The sequence below is a fragment of the Cupriavidus sp. SHE genome (genome assembly GCF_000812445.1).
Classification (GTDB): Bacteria; Pseudomonadota; Gammaproteobacteria; order Burkholderiales; family Burkholderiaceae; genus Cupriavidus; species Cupriavidus metallidurans.
Genome location: NZ_JWMB01000030.1, coordinates 55,794 through 71,502, shown reverse-complemented (window position 1 = coordinate 71,502; position 15,709 = coordinate 55,794). Strand labels below are relative to the sequence as shown.

General features: G+C 62.4%; 16 protein-coding genes and 1 tRNA gene. 8 read left to right on the top strand and 9 right to left on the bottom strand.

The features are described from left to right. Positions 1–12: 12 nt before the first annotated feature. The 5 genes from RN01_RS16435 to RN01_RS16415 all read right to left on the bottom strand — a co-directional run bounded on the left by RN01_RS16435 (position 13) and on the right by RN01_RS16415 (position 5,101). The gene (locus RN01_RS16435; protein WP_017512344.1) at positions 13–1,008 is read right to left on the bottom strand and encodes a D-glycerate dehydrogenase; all 996 of its coding nucleotides are present in this window, start codon (positions 1,006–1,008) and stop codon (positions 13–15) included. A 5-nt stretch (positions 1,009–1,013) separates the two neighbouring features. Next, a complete protein-coding gene (locus tag RN01_RS16430; protein ID WP_017512343.1) occupies positions 1,014–2,444 on the bottom strand; it encodes a sodium:proton antiporter in 1,431 nt (476 codons plus the stop codon). A 98-nt stretch (positions 2,445–2,542) separates the two neighbouring features. Next, a complete protein-coding gene (locus RN01_RS16425; protein ID WP_024569911.1) occupies positions 2,543–3,229 on the bottom strand; it encodes a lactate utilization protein C in 687 nt (228 codons plus the stop codon). Between the two features lie 75 nt (positions 3,230–3,304). Then, positions 3,305–4,483, bottom strand: coding sequence for a nicotinate phosphoribosyltransferase (gene pncB / locus RN01_RS16420; protein WP_017514700.1), 1,179 nt, complete (start codon positions 4,481–4,483; stop codon positions 3,305–3,307). An 87-nt stretch (positions 4,484–4,570) separates the two neighbouring features. Further along, positions 4,571–5,101 (bottom strand): hypothetical protein, encoded by a 531-nt coding sequence (locus RN01_RS16415; protein WP_024569912.1) that lies wholly within the window; start codon positions 5,099–5,101, stop codon positions 4,571–4,573. Positions 5,102–5,519: 418 nt separating this feature from the next. On the opposite strand from RN01_RS16415, the gene fdxA reads away from it, so the two are divergent. The 6 genes from fdxA (at position 5,520) to rpsU (ending at position 9,519) form a co-directional block, all read left to right on the top strand. Next, the gene (gene fdxA / locus RN01_RS16410) at positions 5,520–5,843 is read left to right on the top strand and encodes a ferredoxin FdxA (protein WP_008648407.1); all 324 of its coding nucleotides are present in this window, start codon (positions 5,520–5,522) and stop codon (positions 5,841–5,843) included. 77 nt (positions 5,844–5,920) lie between these two features. After that, a complete protein-coding gene (locus tag RN01_RS16405; RefSeq protein WP_008648409.1) occupies positions 5,921–7,024 on the top strand; it encodes an NAD(P)/FAD-dependent oxidoreductase in 1,104 nt (367 codons plus the stop codon). Between the two features lie 239 nt (positions 7,025–7,263). Further along, positions 7,264–7,339: transfer RNA gene (locus tag RN01_RS16400), tRNA-Asn, on the top strand. Positions 7,340–7,484: 145 nt separating this feature from the next. Then, complete coding sequence (locus tag RN01_RS16395; protein WP_024569913.1) at positions 7,485–8,324, top strand: AraC family transcriptional regulator; 840 nt, start codon at positions 7,485–7,487, stop codon at positions 8,322–8,324. A 24-nt stretch (positions 8,325–8,348) separates the two neighbouring features. Beyond that, a complete protein-coding gene (locus RN01_RS16390) occupies positions 8,349–8,957 on the top strand; it encodes a LysE family translocator (RefSeq protein ID WP_017514832.1) in 609 nt (202 codons plus the stop codon). A 349-nt stretch (positions 8,958–9,306) separates the two neighbouring features. Further along, the gene (rpsU, locus tag RN01_RS16385; RefSeq protein ID WP_008648415.1) at positions 9,307–9,519 is read left to right on the top strand and encodes a 30S ribosomal protein S21; all 213 of its coding nucleotides are present in this window, start codon (positions 9,307–9,309) and stop codon (positions 9,517–9,519) included. Between the two features lie 64 nt (positions 9,520–9,583). Here the strand turns inward: rpsU and RN01_RS16380 are convergent, their stop codons facing one another. Further along, a complete protein-coding gene (locus tag RN01_RS16380) occupies positions 9,584–10,201 on the bottom strand; it encodes a LysE family translocator (protein WP_011517047.1) in 618 nt (205 codons plus the stop codon). A 184-nt stretch (positions 10,202–10,385) separates the two neighbouring features. Here RN01_RS16380 and nodI point away from each other — a divergent pair, with 184 nt between their 5' ends. Beyond that, positions 10,386–11,279, top strand: a complete 894-nt coding sequence (gene nodI / locus RN01_RS16375) for a nodulation factor ABC transporter ATP-binding protein NodI (RefSeq protein ID WP_017514830.1) — start codon at positions 10,386–10,388, stop codon at positions 11,277–11,279. Between the two features lies 1 nt (position 11,280). Further along, the gene (locus tag RN01_RS16370; RefSeq protein WP_024569914.1) at positions 11,281–12,138 is read left to right on the top strand and encodes an ABC transporter permease; all 858 of its coding nucleotides are present in this window, start codon (positions 11,281–11,283) and stop codon (positions 12,136–12,138) included. A 44-nt stretch (positions 12,139–12,182) separates the two neighbouring features. On the opposite strand, the gene RN01_RS16365 is transcribed toward RN01_RS16370, so the two are convergent. From RN01_RS16365 to RN01_RS16355, 3 genes are all read right to left on the bottom strand, one after another. After that, the gene (locus RN01_RS16365; RefSeq protein WP_008648424.1) at positions 12,183–13,391 is read right to left on the bottom strand and encodes an O-succinylhomoserine sulfhydrylase; all 1,209 of its coding nucleotides are present in this window, start codon (positions 13,389–13,391) and stop codon (positions 12,183–12,185) included. Positions 13,392–13,427: 36 nt separating this feature from the next. Beyond that, complete coding sequence (gene purF / locus RN01_RS16360) at positions 13,428–14,960, bottom strand: amidophosphoribosyltransferase (RefSeq protein WP_008648427.1); 1,533 nt, start codon at positions 14,958–14,960, stop codon at positions 13,428–13,430. Positions 14,961–15,075: 115 nt separating this feature from the next. Then, entirely contained in the window at positions 15,076–15,573 is a 498-nt protein-coding gene (locus tag RN01_RS16355; protein WP_017513725.1) for a CvpA family protein, read from the bottom strand. Between the last annotated feature and the right edge of the window lie 136 nt (positions 15,574–15,709).

Here is a 15,709-nt window from a genome sequence, read left to right as displayed (position 1 = left end):
GCCGCCCGGCAATCAGCGACGACGCGCCATCACGTCAGGATTGACGACAGTTGGCGGCTTCCCGGCCTGCGGACCCACGTCCAGCGCGGCGATCAGATTGTCTGCGGCCAGGTTGGCCATGGCGCGGCGCGTCTTCTCGGAAGCGCTGGCGATATGAGGCGTCAGTACGACGTTCGGCACGGTCAACAGATCCGGATGCACGCTCGGCTCGCCCTCGAACACATCAAGACCCGCTGCAAAGATCTTGCGCGCGCGCAGTGCCGCCGCAAGCGCGGCGTCGTCGACGATGCCACCGCGCGCGAGATTGATCAGCGTCGCAGTCGGCTTCATCTGCGCGAGTTCCGCTGCGCCGATGGCATGATGACTTTCGGCGCTATACGGCAGCACCAGGATGAGGTGGTCGGACTGCTGCAACAGTTCCGCCTTGCTCACGTATCGCGCATTGAGCGAACGCTCGACATCGTCCGGCAACTGGCTCCGGTTGTGATAAAGCACCTGCATGTCGAAGCCTGCCGCGCGTCGCGCCAGCCCCTGGCCGATACGCCCCATGCCGAGGATACCCAGCGTGCTGCCTTGGACGTCCATGCCGACCAGCATGTCGTAGCTCCAGCGCTCCCATTTGCCGGCCCGAAGATAGTGCTCCCCTTCGGTCACGCGACGCGCCGTTGCCATCAGCAGGGCCCAGCCGAAGTCCGCGGTGGTTTCCGTCAGCACGTCAGGCGTGTTGGTCGCGACGATGCCGGCCGCAGTCAGCGCAGGCAGATCGAGGTTGTTGTAGCCGACCGCCATGTTGCATACGGCACGCAACTGCGGCAAAGCCCCCACCAGCTCGCCGTCGATCCGGTCCGCAGCGTTAGCCAGAACACCCGCCTTGCCCGCCAGTCGGTCTCGCAGTGCGGCGCTGTCGAGCACCAGATCCTCCTGGTTGTCATCGACGTCAAAGTACTGCGCGAGCCGTTCGATGACGTCGGGGAAGATTGCGCGGGTGACCAGAATGGAGGGCTTCATATCAGTCATACGTGGAAAAAGAGGAGCGTCATCACCAGGAACAGCGGCAGCAGCACAGTGCAGGACCAGGCCATGTAGCCGAAGAAGCTCGGCATCCTCACGCCACGGCTTTCAGCAATTGCCTTCACCATCAGGTTCGGCGCATTGCCGATGTAGGTATTGGCGCCCATGAACACCGCGCCAGCGGAGATCGCCGCCAGCGTCGAAGCGTCGCGCGTCATCAGCGTGGCCGGATCACCACCAGCGGTATTGAAGAAGACAAGGTAGGTCGGCGCATTGTCGAGGAACGACGACAGGATGCCTGTGGCCCAGAAATACATGCTGTCGATAGGCTGCCCATTGCCATCACTGACCGCGCGAATCACGCCCGCGAAAGCGCCATCCGTACCGGCCTTGAGCATCGCGATCACGGGAATAATCGTCAGGAAGATGCCGGCAAACAGCTTGCCGACCTCGAGGATCGGCTCCCAGTTGAACTCGTTTCCTGCGCGCGCAACATGCGGCGTGACGATGAGCGACGCCACGGTGACCACGACCAGCAGAACGTCACGCAATACTGCCGGCAGCGGCACGTCCGTGCCCATCACATCGAACACGATGCCGGGCTTCCACAGCCCGCTCATCAGCACCAGGCCGATGACGGCCAGCAGCAGCACGAAGTTCACCTTGCCTTCGATGCGGATGCCCCGCGAATCAGGCGTCGGATCCTGTCTGACCGGCAGTTCCTCTTCCCGATTCAGATAGTAGTGACGATCGATTACGTAGAACAGCGCCAGCAGCAGCACCCACATGAAGATCGTCTCGGGCAGGATGTTGCGCATGGTCCAGAAGAAGTCCACGCCCTTCAGAAAACCAAGGAACAGCGGTGGATCGCCGAGCGGCGTCAGCGCGCCGCCTGCGTTTGCCACGAGGAAGATGAAGAACACGACGACATGCGCCACATGCCGGCGATTGTCGTTGGCACGCAGCAGCGGCCTGATCAGCAGCATCGCCGCGCCGGTGGTGCCCATGATGCTGGCCAGCAACGTGCCCAGCGCGAGAATGCCGGTGTTCAGCTTTGGCGTGCCATGCAGGTTGCCGCGCACGCAGATACCACCCGCCACCACATATAGCGAGGTCAGCAGCACGATGAATGGAATGTACTCGGACAGCAGCGCGTGCACGACGTTGGCCGCCGCGGTATGCATGCCATAGACCGTCGCGAACGGCACCAGGAACAGCAGGCCCCACGCCGCGGCGATCTTGCCGTAGTGGTAATGCCAGAGCTTGGGCGCGAACAGCGGAAACAGCGCAATCGACAACAGAATGCCGGCAAACGGCAGTCCCCAGATTGGCGCTAGCGCCGCCCCGTCGAGGTCGGCCGCGTGGCCCCACCCCGGCAGCAGTCCAACAAGCGCAAGCAGGCAATGGGGAAGCAGTGTGCTGACACGTCGCATCGTGTGGATTTCTCCTTTCTCGTGAAGAGGGCCAGTGTAAAGCAAACCCCTCGGAGAAAGGTCTCAAAATGCGCCTGTTGCGGCGCGTGAGGCGACGATCAGCCCTGATCGACGAGAATCACGTGCACCCGGTATGGGCCATGCGCGCCCAGCACGATGGTCTGCTCGATATCGCCGGTTCGCGATGGACCGCTGATGATATTGGTGGCGCGCGGAAGTTGACCATGCTCGGCGCGCATTTGCGCAAAGGCTTCTTCAAGATTGGCCACGATGCGCGACACGGGTACCACCGCAATATGGGTCTCGGGCAGCAGCGCTGCCGACGCAAACGTGTCTGGGCCCGATAGCAGCATTAGCGAGCCAGTCTCTGCAATCGCCACGAAGCAGCCCGTGATGCCGACCAGGTCGCCATGGTCATGGTCACCTTGCGGATCGCGCAGCGGCGGGCGGCATTCGACCGTCATCCCCTGCTCCGCCCACGGCAAGCTGCCCAGGCTGGTCCATGCCACGGCATGGCGCACGAGCTTCAGCCCATCCACGTACCGCACCACGGCCGCCGGAACTTCGGACAAGGTCGCCACGCGATCCACGGTCGAGGCCATCTTTTGCGCCTGCGCGATGAACCCAGCGGCACGATCGCCGTCAACCGGAGGCTGCGGCCCCTGCGGATGTCGCGCCAGATAATCGGCCACTGCCTCCCGCTCACCTTCGGTCACGGCGGGCCCCCGGCCCTGGGCAGCGCGGATGCGGGCGAAGATGCGGTCACGAGCGGCGTTGGTTTCCATGGCGATGTGAGTATGTGGCGGTTGAAGGGACAGGCCGATTGTAGAAAGCGCCCTGGTGTGCGCGGTTGAAATTTCCTAAGCGGGGGCCTGAACCGCGAACACCTGCCGCAGGTATGACAGATAGCCGGGATCGTCGCACATCGTCTTCTCAGGCGTGTCCGATAGCTTGGCCACGGGCTGCCCATTGCACCGCACCATCTTGATCACGATCTGCAACGGCTTGTAGCCAAGATCGTTGGTCAGGTTGGTGCCCACACCGAAAGCGAGCTTGCAACGACCACGGAATCGCTCGTAGAGCTCGATGACCTTGGGAATGTCCAGCGCATCGCTGAAGATCAGCGTCTTGCCGCGCGGATCCACGCGGTTGGCTGCGTAGTGCGCGATCATCCGCTCGCCCCATTCGAACGGATCGCCCGAGTCGTGTCGCACGCCGTCGAAAAGCTTGCAGAAATAGAGATCGAAGTCCCGCAGGAATGCGTCGAAGCCGTAGGTGTCCGAAAGCGCGATGCCAAGGTCGCCGCGATATTCGTGTGCCCACCGCTCCAGCGCGTAGACCTGCGAATCACGCAGGCGCGGCCCAAGGGCCTGGCAGGCCTGCAGGTACTCGTGCGCCATCGTGCCAAGCGGCGTCATGTTGTGCAGACGCGCGAAGTGGACGTTGCTGGTGCCGGCCAATTGCGGGCCAATGGCGTCGCGCATCGACAGCAGAACCTCCTCCTGCCAGTCGCGCGAGAACCGGCGGCGGGTGCCGTAGTCCGCGATCACGCAATCCACATAGGGCGGCGCCGCGAGCAACTCCAGCTTGGCCTGCAGCCGGCGACGGCCCTCCGCCAGATCGGGCTTCGGCTGGGTACGTCGGAAGTACACCTCGTTGACGATGGCCAGCAGCGGAATCTCGAACAGGATCGTATGAAGCCACGGACCCTTGATGATGATCTCGATTTCACCATTACCCTTGACCGACGGCAGCACCTGCACGTACTTCTCGTTCAGATGGAACAGCGCCAGAAACTCGACAAAGTCGCTTTTGATGAAGCGCAGGCCGCGCAGGTAATCAAGTTCATCGTCGGTGAATCGCAACTGGCAAAGCTGCGTGATCTGGGACCGGATCTCGTCGACGTACGGCGTCAGGTCGACCCCAGAGTTGCGGCACTTGAAACGGTACTCCACCTGGGCCTGCGGGAAGTGATGCAGCACCACCTGCATCATCGTGAATTTGTACAGGTCAGTGTCGAGCAGGGAACGGATGATCATAACGAGGCCAGACGGGGGCATACCGGAAGTCAGGCCATCATGCTAACCGAAAGTATCGCGGAGGCGCGCTGGCGTAGCCTGGCGTCGTCAGCCGCCATCGAGCGAGCGCAGCCCTTGCGGCGGTTTCTGTTCCGACTTGCGGGGCGTCTGCACACACCAGAGCGGCACCCCCTGCTCGTCCGGGCAGGTGACCAGCGTGGCCTGCGCGCGTGGCACCGCAGTCGGCAAAGGATCGGCGAAATTGGCCGATGTGACCATGATGCGCTCCTGGTAGACCGAACGGCCGGCCCGCTCGAAGCGCAGCACCTGGATCATCGAGCCGGGTGGCGGGTGCAGGTCCGGGCCGCATGGCACGAGACCTTCGCGGCTGCAATTGGCCATCGGGTCGCCGGCGGCCGCACGGACCACGCTGAAGCTATCCCACTCAAACGCCGTCAGCGATGAAAGCGTGACCGGCTGGTCCGTCCGCGCCCGCCAGGCCACCAGCCGGGAGACCACGCTATCGGCCATGGCCGCGGAGCCGTTCGTCGGCGCCAGCGTCTGGGCGGCCAACGGCAGCGGCGCTAGCATTGCTGTGGCCAGGCAAACTGCGAGTCGGAACAGAAGGCGTGCCTGCATGGCATGGGTCCCCGGTCGGATGTTGCGTAGTCTGAATGTCCCGCAAGGGCCCGCGGCCGCACTTTTACCCCGGGTAGCCACAGGCATCGTAGGGAGAATATTAGCGGTTCGCCACCGGTTTCGATGCCCTGAACGCCACGAAAGCCGCCTGGCAGGCCGACTTTCGAATTGGATTGCCAACAAAACACATAAAGAAATAAGAAAACTATCTTACCCAGCTATATAGACTCGCTATTCTTGCGGGAAGGCTCGGCTACAATATCGGTCTTTGAAAGGCCACGGCCCCCGTTCGCCCCAAGTTATCCCGATTGACTTGCGCTGCGCTTGACGCATGTCGGGTGACTGGCGGGAACGCCGGGCAAGAATGCGGCCTTGGACCTCCCCCATTTGAAGACCGATCCGTTTTTCTGGAACCGAAATGACTCACGTTGTCACCGAATCCTGCATCCGTTGCCGCTATACCGACTGCGTTGATGTGTGTCCGGTCGATTGTTTCCGCGAAGGCCCGAACTTCCTGTCCATCGACCCGGACGAATGCATCGACTGCGCCGTGTGCGTGGCCGAGTGCCCGGTCAACGCGATCTACGCCGAGGAAGACGTGCCGGGCGATCAGCAACAGTTCATCGAACTGAATGCCGAACTCTCCCGGATCTGGCCGTCCATCACCAAGACCAAGGCCCCGCTGGCCGAGGCCGAGGAATGGAAGGACGCCACCGACAAGCTGCAATACCTGCAGCGCTAAAGAAAATAGAGAGAGCCGTCCCCCGCGCTTTCTAGCAATGCCGGGCACACGTGTGCCCACAACGTATCAGGACGAATATGGACTTGAGCATTCCTAACCCCGTGGCCGACGCGACCCATCAGGCCGGCGGGAACCCTGGCGGTCAGCCGCTGGAAATTGACGCGCTGATCGTGGGCGCTGGCCCGGTCGGCCTGTTCCAGGTCTTTGAACTGGGGCTGCTCGAAATCAAGGCACACATCATCGACTCGCTCAAGGTAGTGGGCGGCCAGTGCGTCGAGCTGTATCCGGACAAGCCGATCTACGACATCCCGGCCGTGCCCATCTGCACGGGCCAGGAACTGACCGACAACCTGCTGAAGCAGATCGAGCCGTTCTCGCCGACGTTCCATCTGGGCCAGGAAGTGAGCGTCGTCGAGCGCCGCGAAGACGGCCGTTTCTTCGTCGAAACATCGCTCGGAACCCGCTTCATTACCAAGACCATCTTCATCGCCGCCGGCGTTGGCTCGTTCCAGCCGCGCACGCTGAAGGTGGAAGGCATCGACAAGTTCGAAGGCAAGCAGCTGTTCTACCGCGTCAAGGATCCGAGCCGCTTCCACGGCCGCAATCTGGTCGTCGTCGGCGGTGGTGATTCAGCGCTGGACTGGACGCTGGATCTGGTGGGCAAGGCCGAGTCGGTGGTGATGATCCACCGCCGCGATGGTTTCCGTGCCGCACCGGCATCGGTGGCCAAGATGCGCGAGCTGTGCGAACAGATGGAAATGCAATTCATGGTCGGCCAGATCGGCGGCTATGAAGAGAAGGACGGCGTGCTTACCGAGATCAAGGTGACCGGCGCCGACGGCGTGACCCGTCGTATGCCCGTCGACGACATCCTCGTGTTCTTCGGTCTGTCGCCGAAGCTCGGCCCGATCGCCGAATGGGGCCTGGACCTCGAGCGCAAGCAGATCAAGGTGGACACCGAGAAGTTCGAGACGAACATCCCGGGCATCTTCGCGGTTGGCGACATCAACACCTATCCGGGCAAGAAGAAGCTGATCCTGTCGGGCTTCCACGAAGCCGCGCTGGCTGCTTTCGGCGCCGCGCCGTACATCTTCCCGGACAAGAAGATCCACATGCAGTACACGACGACCTCGCCGAAGCTGCACAAGGTCCTTGGCGTGGAGACGCCGGTTTTCGACTGACATCGGAACCGAAACAAAAAAGCCGCCTCCGGGCGGTTTTTTTGTTTGCATAAATCGAAAAGCTGGCTATAATGCGGCCTCGCTGCTAAACACGGCAACGCTGCAAAAGGTGGAAACGCCCGCTGCAAGCCGGTTTCGAGGCGAACCAGAGTTCTGGCAACAACTTCTAGCGAAAACAAAACGTTAAAAAGTTGTTGACGAAACGAAGAGAGGCTGGTTATAATTTCCTTCTCAGCTGTTCCCCGATAGCTCAGTTGGTAGAGCGCCGGACTGTTAATCCGTAGGTCCCTGGTTCGAGCCCAGGTCGGGGAGCCAACCAATATAAGAAAAAGGCCGATGCGAAAGCATCGGCCTTTTTCTTTTTGCGCGCCCAACACCCCTCCCCTGCACAAACGTTCCAGAGCCTTCGCATCAGACTGTATAAGATGCCCGCTCAAGGAACCGAAACGCAAAAATCGCTGTGAGCCCCAAAAGCTGGATTGATCTCAGGCAGGATGCCAGCACTGGCATCGAGACGATTCGCGCCCATTTCACTGGCCACGCCTACGATCCTCACTGGCATGACAGCTACCTGGTCGGATACACCGAGCAGGGCATCCAGCAGTTTCACTGTCGCCGCGAAGTCCAGCGCAGCACCCCTGGCAAGGTGTTCACGCTGGAGCCCGGCGAGATCCATGATGGCTACGCTGTGGCGCCGGAAGGCTTCACCTACTCGATGCTCTATCTCGACGCGCAGTGGATGGAGCGCGAGCTACGCGCTGTATTCGAGGACGCCCCAGCGCACTGCCAACCTGGCTTTGCTCAGACCCTGAGAGAAGACCCCGCGTTGATCTCGGCCATCGGTAGCGCCTATACGGTCCTGCAGCAGCCCGAATTGCGCATCGTCCGTCAGTCGGCACTCGATGCGCTCCTCGCCCAACTGACAGCGCATCTGCATTGGCGCGCGCATCACGCATTCGACCCGCGCTTGCCCCTGGTGGCACAGCGGGCGCGCGACTATCTCCACGACCACCTTGATCACGATATCGGGCTCGATGATCTGGCTGCGATCAGCGGCGTGGATCGCTATCGACTGACACGCGCATTCAAGGCGGCATTCGGCATCGCGCCGCATGCCTACCTGGTACAGATGCGTTTGGCGCGCGCACGACATCTGCTGGCCCGAGGCGCAACGCCAGCCGATGTCGCCGTCGCGCTCGGCTTTGCCGACCAGAGCCATCTGGGACGCTGGTTCCGGCGCGCCTATGGCCTGACACCCGCGCACTACCGCAAGCGCTGCTCAAATCTTCCAGACGCGTGAGACATTGGCCGCAACAATGGCCACATGCTCGACACGCTCCCTTTTCTTCCTTTCCTGCTTTTCGCGATCGTTGCGTCGATCACGCCCGGCCCGACCAACGTCATCGTACTGAGCCACAGCGCCCGCCGCGGAATCGTGGCAACGCTGCCGATCATCATGGGCGGCTGTGGCGGCGCAGCCTTGTTGGTACTAGCCGTCGGCATCGGCATTGGCGATGCCTTGACTGACCATCCGCAGGTGCAACGCGTGATGGCCTGGAGCGGCGTGCTCTGGCTCTCCTGGCTGGCGTGGCAGATCTGGAGCAGCCCGGCGGCAAGTGTCGAGGTCGACAGCAACGACAAACGGTCACTCGGCCTCGCAGGCGCGGCCGCCTTGCAGCTCGTGAATCCTAAGACCTGGATGATGGCGCTGGCCGTGGTAAGTGTTTTTGCGGGCCACGGGTCAGACCAGTCGCATCAGGTGATGCTGCTGTCACTCACCTTCTTTATCGTCTCGCTGCCTTGCATGGGCGTATGGGCGGCCCTCGGCGCGGGCGCCACCCGATTCATCCGATCCCCCGCCATGATGAAGCGCTTTGACCGCCTCATGGCGCTTGTACTGCTGATCTCGGCATGGTGCAGCCTGTTGCAGTAACGCCAATCCCAGGATTGCCGGTCCTCGCGCACATTTCCTGGTGTATGATCTCAGATTGCCCAGGTTTACTTGACTCACCCCCGGTATACCTGTAAAAGCTTACCGGCGTATTTCTTGCGCAATATTCACGGAAACAGGTAGCCCACCAAGTTTTTACCTAGCTAGGAAAATTTGGCCCATCACCCCTGACACAGGCAGTACGGATTTCGGTCCACAGCAGGTTCTAGGGGCGCACCACGGCATTCGCCGCTGTGTGCAATACCACCGTCGCGAAAGGCTCCGGAGCCTGACGTAACACGTTTCCCCCTATGAACCCACCGCCTCTGGCGGTAATTTCCGAAGGACTGAATTGACTAAGATCGTTCTGAAACCGGGCGAGCCCGTTGAAGTTGCAATGCGTCGTTTCCGTCGCGCCATTCTGCAGACTGGCCTGATCGTGGAACTGAAGAGCCGCACCGCCTACGAAAAGCCGACGACCGAGCGCAAGCGCAAGAAGAAGGCTGCCGAGGCCCGTCTGCGCAAGCGTCTGCGTATGCAAATGCTGCCGAAGAAGCTCTACTGATTCGCGCATTGCCAAGAAAAACCGCCAGCAAGCTGGCGGTTTTTTTTCGTCCCTACAGCACTACCTAGGAGCGCGTGGCGATCAGTGCGCCCGCCCCAATCAGCGTAATGCCGCCGGCACGCTGCATATTGGCCTGCGCCCGTCGCGTGGTCAGCCGAGTCGCCAGCGAACGCGCCAGCAGCGCATAAACCGTGGCATTGGCACTCGCCAGCACCACGAAGGTCGGGATCAGCACCACGGCCTGCGACCAGAATGCCAACTTCGCATCCATGAACTGCGGCACAAAGGCCACGAAGAACACGATGCTCTTCGGGTTCAGCGCCGTGACCAGCCATGCCTTGGCAAAGCGCTGGGCGCCGCTGCCGGACTGCGGCGCCACCTCGAGTTCCCGGGCCTGATTCGCGGTACGCAGCGCCTGCACACCGAGATAGACCAGATAAGCCGCCCCAACCCACTTGAGAGCCGTGAAAAGCGTGGCAGAGGCCGCCAGCACCGCTCCCAGGCCGGCCATCGACAGCGTGAAGGCCGTCAGGTCGCCACAAGCCACACCAGCCACCGTGGCATAGGCGCTGCGGCCGCGATGCGCGAGCGCATCGCCGATCACAAGGAGGATCGTCGGCCCTGGAATGATCAGCAGGATCACGCTGGTCAACACGAACGTAATCCAGTGTTCGAAAGTCATCACGGCTCCTTTGAAGTCCAGTATCGAAAACATCAAGAGTAAGCCGAACGCCGCGCGTTAGCCAACCTACACTCCGCCAAATGGAATTGTCTCGCCGTGATTCGCGCAACAATGCGCCGAGCGATGCCCTGCATAATGGCAGATATCGCATCCTCGGGACCTCGCCTTGACCGCAATCCTCCAGATGCGCAATGTGCGCAAACTCTATGGCGACCACGTCGTGGTCGACAACCTGGACCTGGAAGTCCAGCCCGGCCAGTGCTTCGGCCTGCTCGGCCCGAATGGCGCCGGCAAGACCACCACGCTGCGGATGTTGCTGGGCCTGACTACGCCAGCATCCGGCACGCTGATGCTTTGCGGCGAACCGATTCCGCAACGCGCCCCACAGGCGCGGATGCGCGTGGGCGTGGTGCCGCAATTCGACAATCTCGATCCCGACTTCTCCGTCATCGAGAACCTGCGCATCTTCGGGCGCTACTTTGGCCTGTCCTCCGCCCAGATCGCGGAGCGAGTGCCGAAGCTGCTCGAGTTCGCGCGACTGGAAAGCCGTGCAGACGCGCAGGTACGCGACCTCTCTGGCGGCATGCGGCGGCGCCTGACCGTGGCGCGAGCGCTGATCAACGACCCTGACCTGCTGATCATGGACGAGCCGACGACGGGCCTCGACCCGCAGGCCCGGCACCTGATCTGGGAGCGACTCAAATCACTGCTCTCGGCCGGCAAGACGATTCTGCTGACCACCCACTTCATGGAGGAAGCCGAACGGCTCTGCAACCACCTGTGCGTCATCGACGCGGGTCGCAAGATCGCTGAAGGCAAGCCACATGAACTGATCGACAGCGAGATCGGCTGCGATGTGGTGGAAGTCTACGGCGATGAGCTCGAACCGCTGCGCGACACGCTGACGCCCCTGGCTGAACGCACCGAAATGCGCGGCGAAACGCTGTTCTTCTACGTGCGCGAGCCGGCTCCGCTGCTGGCCGCCCTGCATGGCAAGGGCGGCGTGCGCTACCTGCATCGGCCTGCCAACCTCGAGGACGTGTTCCTCAAGTTGACCGGCCGCGAGATGAGGGATTGAAATGAGCGAACTGGACCCACCACGAAGCACTGACGCGATCGTCGCCGGCGCGCCGCCCGTCGTGCAAACCCACCAGCGCTACCCTCAGCCGCTGCTGCCACGCAATGCGCGCAACTGGATGATGGTCTGGTACCGCAACTACATGGTCTGGAAGAAGCTGGCCGTGCCGTCATTGATCGGCAACCTGGCGGATCCGATGATCTACCTGTTCGGCCTGGGTCTCGGGCTTGGATTGCTGGTCGGCAATGTGCATGGCGTGTCGTATATCGCGTTTCTCGCGGCAGGCACAACGGCGTCGAGCGTGATGATGTCCGCTAGCTTCGAGTCGATGTATTCGGCGTTCTCGCGCATGCATGTGCAGCGCACCTGGGAAGCGATCATGCACGCTCCGCTGACGCTGGGCGACGTGGTGCTGGGCGAGGTGCTATGGGCAGCCAGCAAAGCTGTGCTGTCCGGGGTGGCGATCATGCTGGTGGCCGGTCTTCTGGGCTATGCGCAGTTTCCGAGCGCGCTCGGGGCGCTACCGGTCATCGTGCTGGCGGGTGTGACGTTCGCCAGTCTGGCGATGATCGTGACCGCGCTGGCACCGAGCTACGACTTCTTCATGTTCTACCAGACGCTGGTCATGACGCCGATGCTGCTGCTATCGGGCGTGTTCTTTCCGCTCGAACAGTTGCCGGAAGGCGCGCAGGCCGCCACACAGGTGTTGCCGCTGGCGCACGCGGTGGCATTGATTCGCCCATTGATGCTGGGCCGGCCGGTGGAGAATGTCGCGCTGCACGTCGGTGTGCTCGCGGCGTATGCAGTTGTGGCGCTGACGGTGGCGCTGGTGCTGCTGAGGAAGAGGATGCTGCGGTGAAGACTCCCCGCCCGGTCATGGGCGGGGGAAGTAAAACCAACCGCTTACTGGCCCAGGCCGCGCAGCAGATCGGCCTTCAGATCTTCCACGGACTCCAGGCCAACGGCCAGTCGAATCAGACCTTCGCTGATGCCGGCGGCGGCCTTGGCTTCAGGCGCCACGCGACCGTGGGTGGTGGTGTATGGATGGGTGATCGTCGTGCGCGTGTCGCCGAGATTGCCGGTGATCGAGCACAGCTTCGTGTTGTCGATCACGCGCCATGCAGCAGCACGCATGGCTTCGGGGGTGTCACCCTTCAACTCGAACGACACGATCGCGCCGCCCCCGCTCTGCTGGCGTTGGGCGATCTCGTATTGCGGATGCGACTTCAGTGCCGGGTGGAACACACGATTCACGGCTGGATGCGACTCGAGGAACTCGGCAATCGCCAACGCGCTCTGCGAGTGACGCTCCATGCGGATCGCCAGCGTTTCCATGCCCTTGAGCATCACCCACGCGTTGAACGCCGACAGCGTCGGGCCCGCCGTGCGCACGAACGGGAACACCTTGCCCATGATGAAATCGTGCTTGCCGACCACCGCGCCGCCAAGCACGCGGCCCTGGCCGTCGATGTGCTTGGTGGCCGAATGCACCACCACATCGGCACCAAACTTGATCGGCTGCTGCAGGGCCGGCGAACAGAAGCAGTTGTCGACCACGAACAGCGCGCCGGCATTGTGCGCAATATCGGCAACTGCCGCGATATCGGACACCTCGGTCAGCGGGTTCGACGGCGTCTCCAGGAAGAACAGCTTCGTGTTCGGCTTCACAGCGGCACGCCAGGCAGCCAGATCGGTGCCGTCGACGTAGGTCGTCTCCACACCGAACTTGGCCAGGATCGAGTTGAACAGCGTCATCGTCGAGCCGAAGATCGAACGCGAGCTGACCAGGTGATCGCCGGCCTGCAGCGTGGCGAGCGCCACCGACAGAATCGCGCTCATGCCCGAAGCCGTAGCCATGCAGGCCTCCGCGCCTTCCAGCGCGGCCAGGCGCGACTGGAACATCGACACGGTCGGATTCGTGAAGCGCGAGTAGGTGTAACCCTCTTCCGAGTTGGCGAAGCGTGCGGCGGCTTCTGCCGCACTGTTGAAGCAGAAGCTCGAGGTCAGGTACATCGCCTCGGAGTGCTCCATGAATTCGCCAGTGCGCAGCGTGCCGGCGCGCACGCCGAGGGTATCAATGCCGTAGGCGTCGGGGTTGAACGGTTCGCTCATGCTGCTTTGCTGCCTTCCGAAGATTCTTGTCTCTTGTTATTCGTTGCCGCCCGAGCGCTGCAGATGCAGCTGCGAACGTTCGGTTTCACCGCCGTTGGTGCCTTCACGATCGGCCAGGCTACGCGCGGTCTCGAGGCGCTCCAGATAGGCGTCGTCAATATCGCCGGTAACGTACTTGCCGTCGAAGCACGACGCATCAAAGTCACGCAGGTTCGGGTTGATGTCGCGCACAGCCTGCTTCATCGCTTCCACGTCCTGGTAGACGAGCTGGTCGGCGCCGATCATGCGCGCCACTTCTTCGTCCGTGCGACCATAGGCCACCAGTTCGGCACGCGTGGGCATGTCGATACCGTAGACGTTCGGGAACTTCACCGGCGGCGCGGCCGACGCGAAGATCACCTTCTTCGCACCTGCGTCACGCGCCATCTGCACGATCTCGAGCGACGTAGTACCGCGGACGATCGAATCGTCGACGATCAGCACATTCTTGCCCTTGAACTCGACACCCATCGCGTTGAGCTTCTGGCGCACCGACTTCTTGCGCACTGCCTGGCCCGGCATGATGAACGTACGGCCCACGTAGCGGTTCTTGAAGAAGCCCTCGCGGTACTGCACGCCGAGCGCATTGGCCACCTGCATGGCGGCCGGGCGGCTCGAATCGGGAATCGGCATGACCACGTCGATATCGCCAGCCGGCACTTCGCGGCGGATCTTTTCGGCCAGGTAGTCGCCCATGCGCAGGCGGGCATCGTAGACCGGCACGCCGTCAATGCACGAATCCGGACGGGCCAGATAGACGTACTCGAAGATGCACGGCGTCAGCACCGGATTATCAGCGCACTGCTTGCTGTGGAACGAGCCGTCCAGGTCGATGAAAATCGCCTCGCCCGGCGCCACATCGCGCTCCATCTGGTAGCCGATGCCTTCCAGGGCCACGGATTCCGAGGCGATGAGGTATTCCTTGCCGGTCGGGGTGTCGACGCTGCCAATACACAGCGGGCGGATGCCGAACGGATCGCGCACGGCCAGCAGGCCGTAGCCGGCGATCTGCGCGGTGATCGCATAGGCACCCTTGACGCGGCGATGCATGCCCGCGACGGCCTTGAAGATTGTCTCCGGGTCCAGTTCGTTGCCGCTGCTGGCGCGTTGCAGTTCGTCGGCCAACACGTTCAGCAGCACTTCGGAGTCCGAATGCGTGTTGATGTGGCGACGATCCCGACGGAACATTTCCTCGCGCAACTGTTCCGAATTGGTCAGGTTGCCGTTGTGGGCGAGGATGACGCCGTACGGCGCGTTCACATAGAACGGCTGTGCTTCTTCCTCGCTCGACGCGGAACCGGCGGTCGGGTAGCGCACTTGGCCGATGCCCGACGTGCCCGGCAGGCTGCGCATGTTGCGCGTGCGGAACACGTCACGCACCATGCCGTTGGCCTTGTGCATGTGAAAGGTGCTGCCATTGGCCGTGGCGATGCCGGCTGCATCCTGTCCGCGGTGTTGCAACAGCAGCAGGCTGTCATAGATGAGTTGATTGACAGGGCTGGTGGAAACCGCACCGACGATACCGCACATGCCGAACTCCCAGGAAAGGCAAATGATTCAGGGGCGCAATCCCGTCAAGGGCGAACGGGATCTGCGTTGTCACTGTCGCCGCGGGTGCGCTCTGTCGAGCAACGCCCGCAGGCGCTCACGTCTTCACATATTTGGCCAGGTCCGGCGGCAGCCAGTGCCGCAGCTCGTCCATGGCCTGCATCACATAGGGGCGCGACACCGCGTCACGCCAGAATGGTTCTTCCGGCAGCCTGGTGAGGCCCGCCAGCACGACGACCAGCATCACGATCAGCGCGCCGCGCGCCAGCCCGAACAACAGCCCCAGGCCGCGATCCGCGGGCTTCAGCCCGGTGGATTCCAGTAACTGGCCCAGAATCGCCCCCGCCAGCGCGGCGACGATCCACGTACCAAAGAATACGGCGAGAAAGCCCAGCGCGCTGCGCGTCAGTTCGCCGCCAGGCAGCGACTCCGGCATCCATTGCGCGGCCATGCCGCCGAAATGGTATGCCAGTACGAAAGCCACGATCCAGCCCACCAGCGCGAGCACTTCGCGCACCAGCCCGCGCAGTATGCCAACCAGGCCCGAGGCCACCACGATGAAGGCCACCGCGTAATCGAAAAAAGTAAAAGCCATGCGTCCTGGGCGGTGCGATGCGTTCCTGTCAGATGGGGGCAGACTGCCGGATTGCGATACGTCGCGGCACACCACGTGCCCACTCGCCGACGCGTCGGCTTAGAGGCGCTATCAAAATGATTCTGGCGTCGTTGCG

What these genes read in the sequence shown, in the direction of transcription:
- RN01_RS16415 (WP_024569912.1), bottom strand. Translation starts at nt 5,101, where the DNA reads ATGCAGGCACGCCTTCTGTTCCGACTCGCAGTTTGCCTGGCCACAGCA.
- RN01_RS16365 (WP_008648424.1), bottom strand. Translation starts at nt 13,391, where the DNA reads ATGAGCGAACCGTTCAACCCCGACGCCTACGGCATTGATACCCTCGGC.
- RN01_RS16355 (WP_017513725.1), bottom strand. Translation starts at nt 15,573, where the DNA reads ATGGCTTTTACTTTTTTCGATTACGCGGTGGCCTTCATCGTGGTGGCC.
- purF (WP_008648427.1), bottom strand. Translation starts at nt 14,960, where the DNA reads ATGTGCGGTATCGTCGGTGCGGTTTCCACCAGCCCTGTCAATCAACTC.
- RN01_RS16430 (WP_017512343.1), bottom strand. Translation starts at nt 2,444, where the DNA reads ATGCGACGTGTCAGCACACTGCTTCCCCATTGCCTGCTTGCGCTTGTT.
- nodI (WP_017514830.1), top strand. Translation starts at nt 10,386, where the DNA reads ATGCGCAATGTGCGCAAACTCTATGGCGACCACGTCGTGGTCGACAAC.
- RN01_RS16370 (WP_024569914.1), top strand. Translation starts at nt 11,281, where the DNA reads ATGAGCGAACTGGACCCACCACGAAGCACTGACGCGATCGTCGCCGGC.
- pncB (WP_017514700.1), bottom strand. Translation starts at nt 4,483, where the DNA reads ATGATCATCCGTTCCCTGCTCGACACTGACCTGTACAAATTCACGATG.
- fdxA (WP_008648407.1), top strand. Translation starts at nt 5,520, where the DNA reads ATGACTCACGTTGTCACCGAATCCTGCATCCGTTGCCGCTATACCGAC.
- RN01_RS16380 (WP_011517047.1), bottom strand. Translation starts at nt 10,201, where the DNA reads ATGACTTTCGAACACTGGATTACGTTCGTGTTGACCAGCGTGATCCTG.
- RN01_RS16390 (WP_017514832.1), top strand. Translation starts at nt 8,349, where the DNA reads ATGCTCGACACGCTCCCTTTTCTTCCTTTCCTGCTTTTCGCGATCGTT.
- RN01_RS16425 (WP_024569911.1), bottom strand. Translation starts at nt 3,229, where the DNA reads ATGGAAACCAACGCCGCTCGTGACCGCATCTTCGCCCGCATCCGCGCT.
- RN01_RS16405 (WP_008648409.1), top strand. Translation starts at nt 5,921, where the DNA reads ATGGACTTGAGCATTCCTAACCCCGTGGCCGACGCGACCCATCAGGCC.
- RN01_RS16435 (WP_017512344.1), bottom strand. Translation starts at nt 1,008, where the DNA reads ATGAAGCCCTCCATTCTGGTCACCCGCGCAATCTTCCCCGACGTCATC.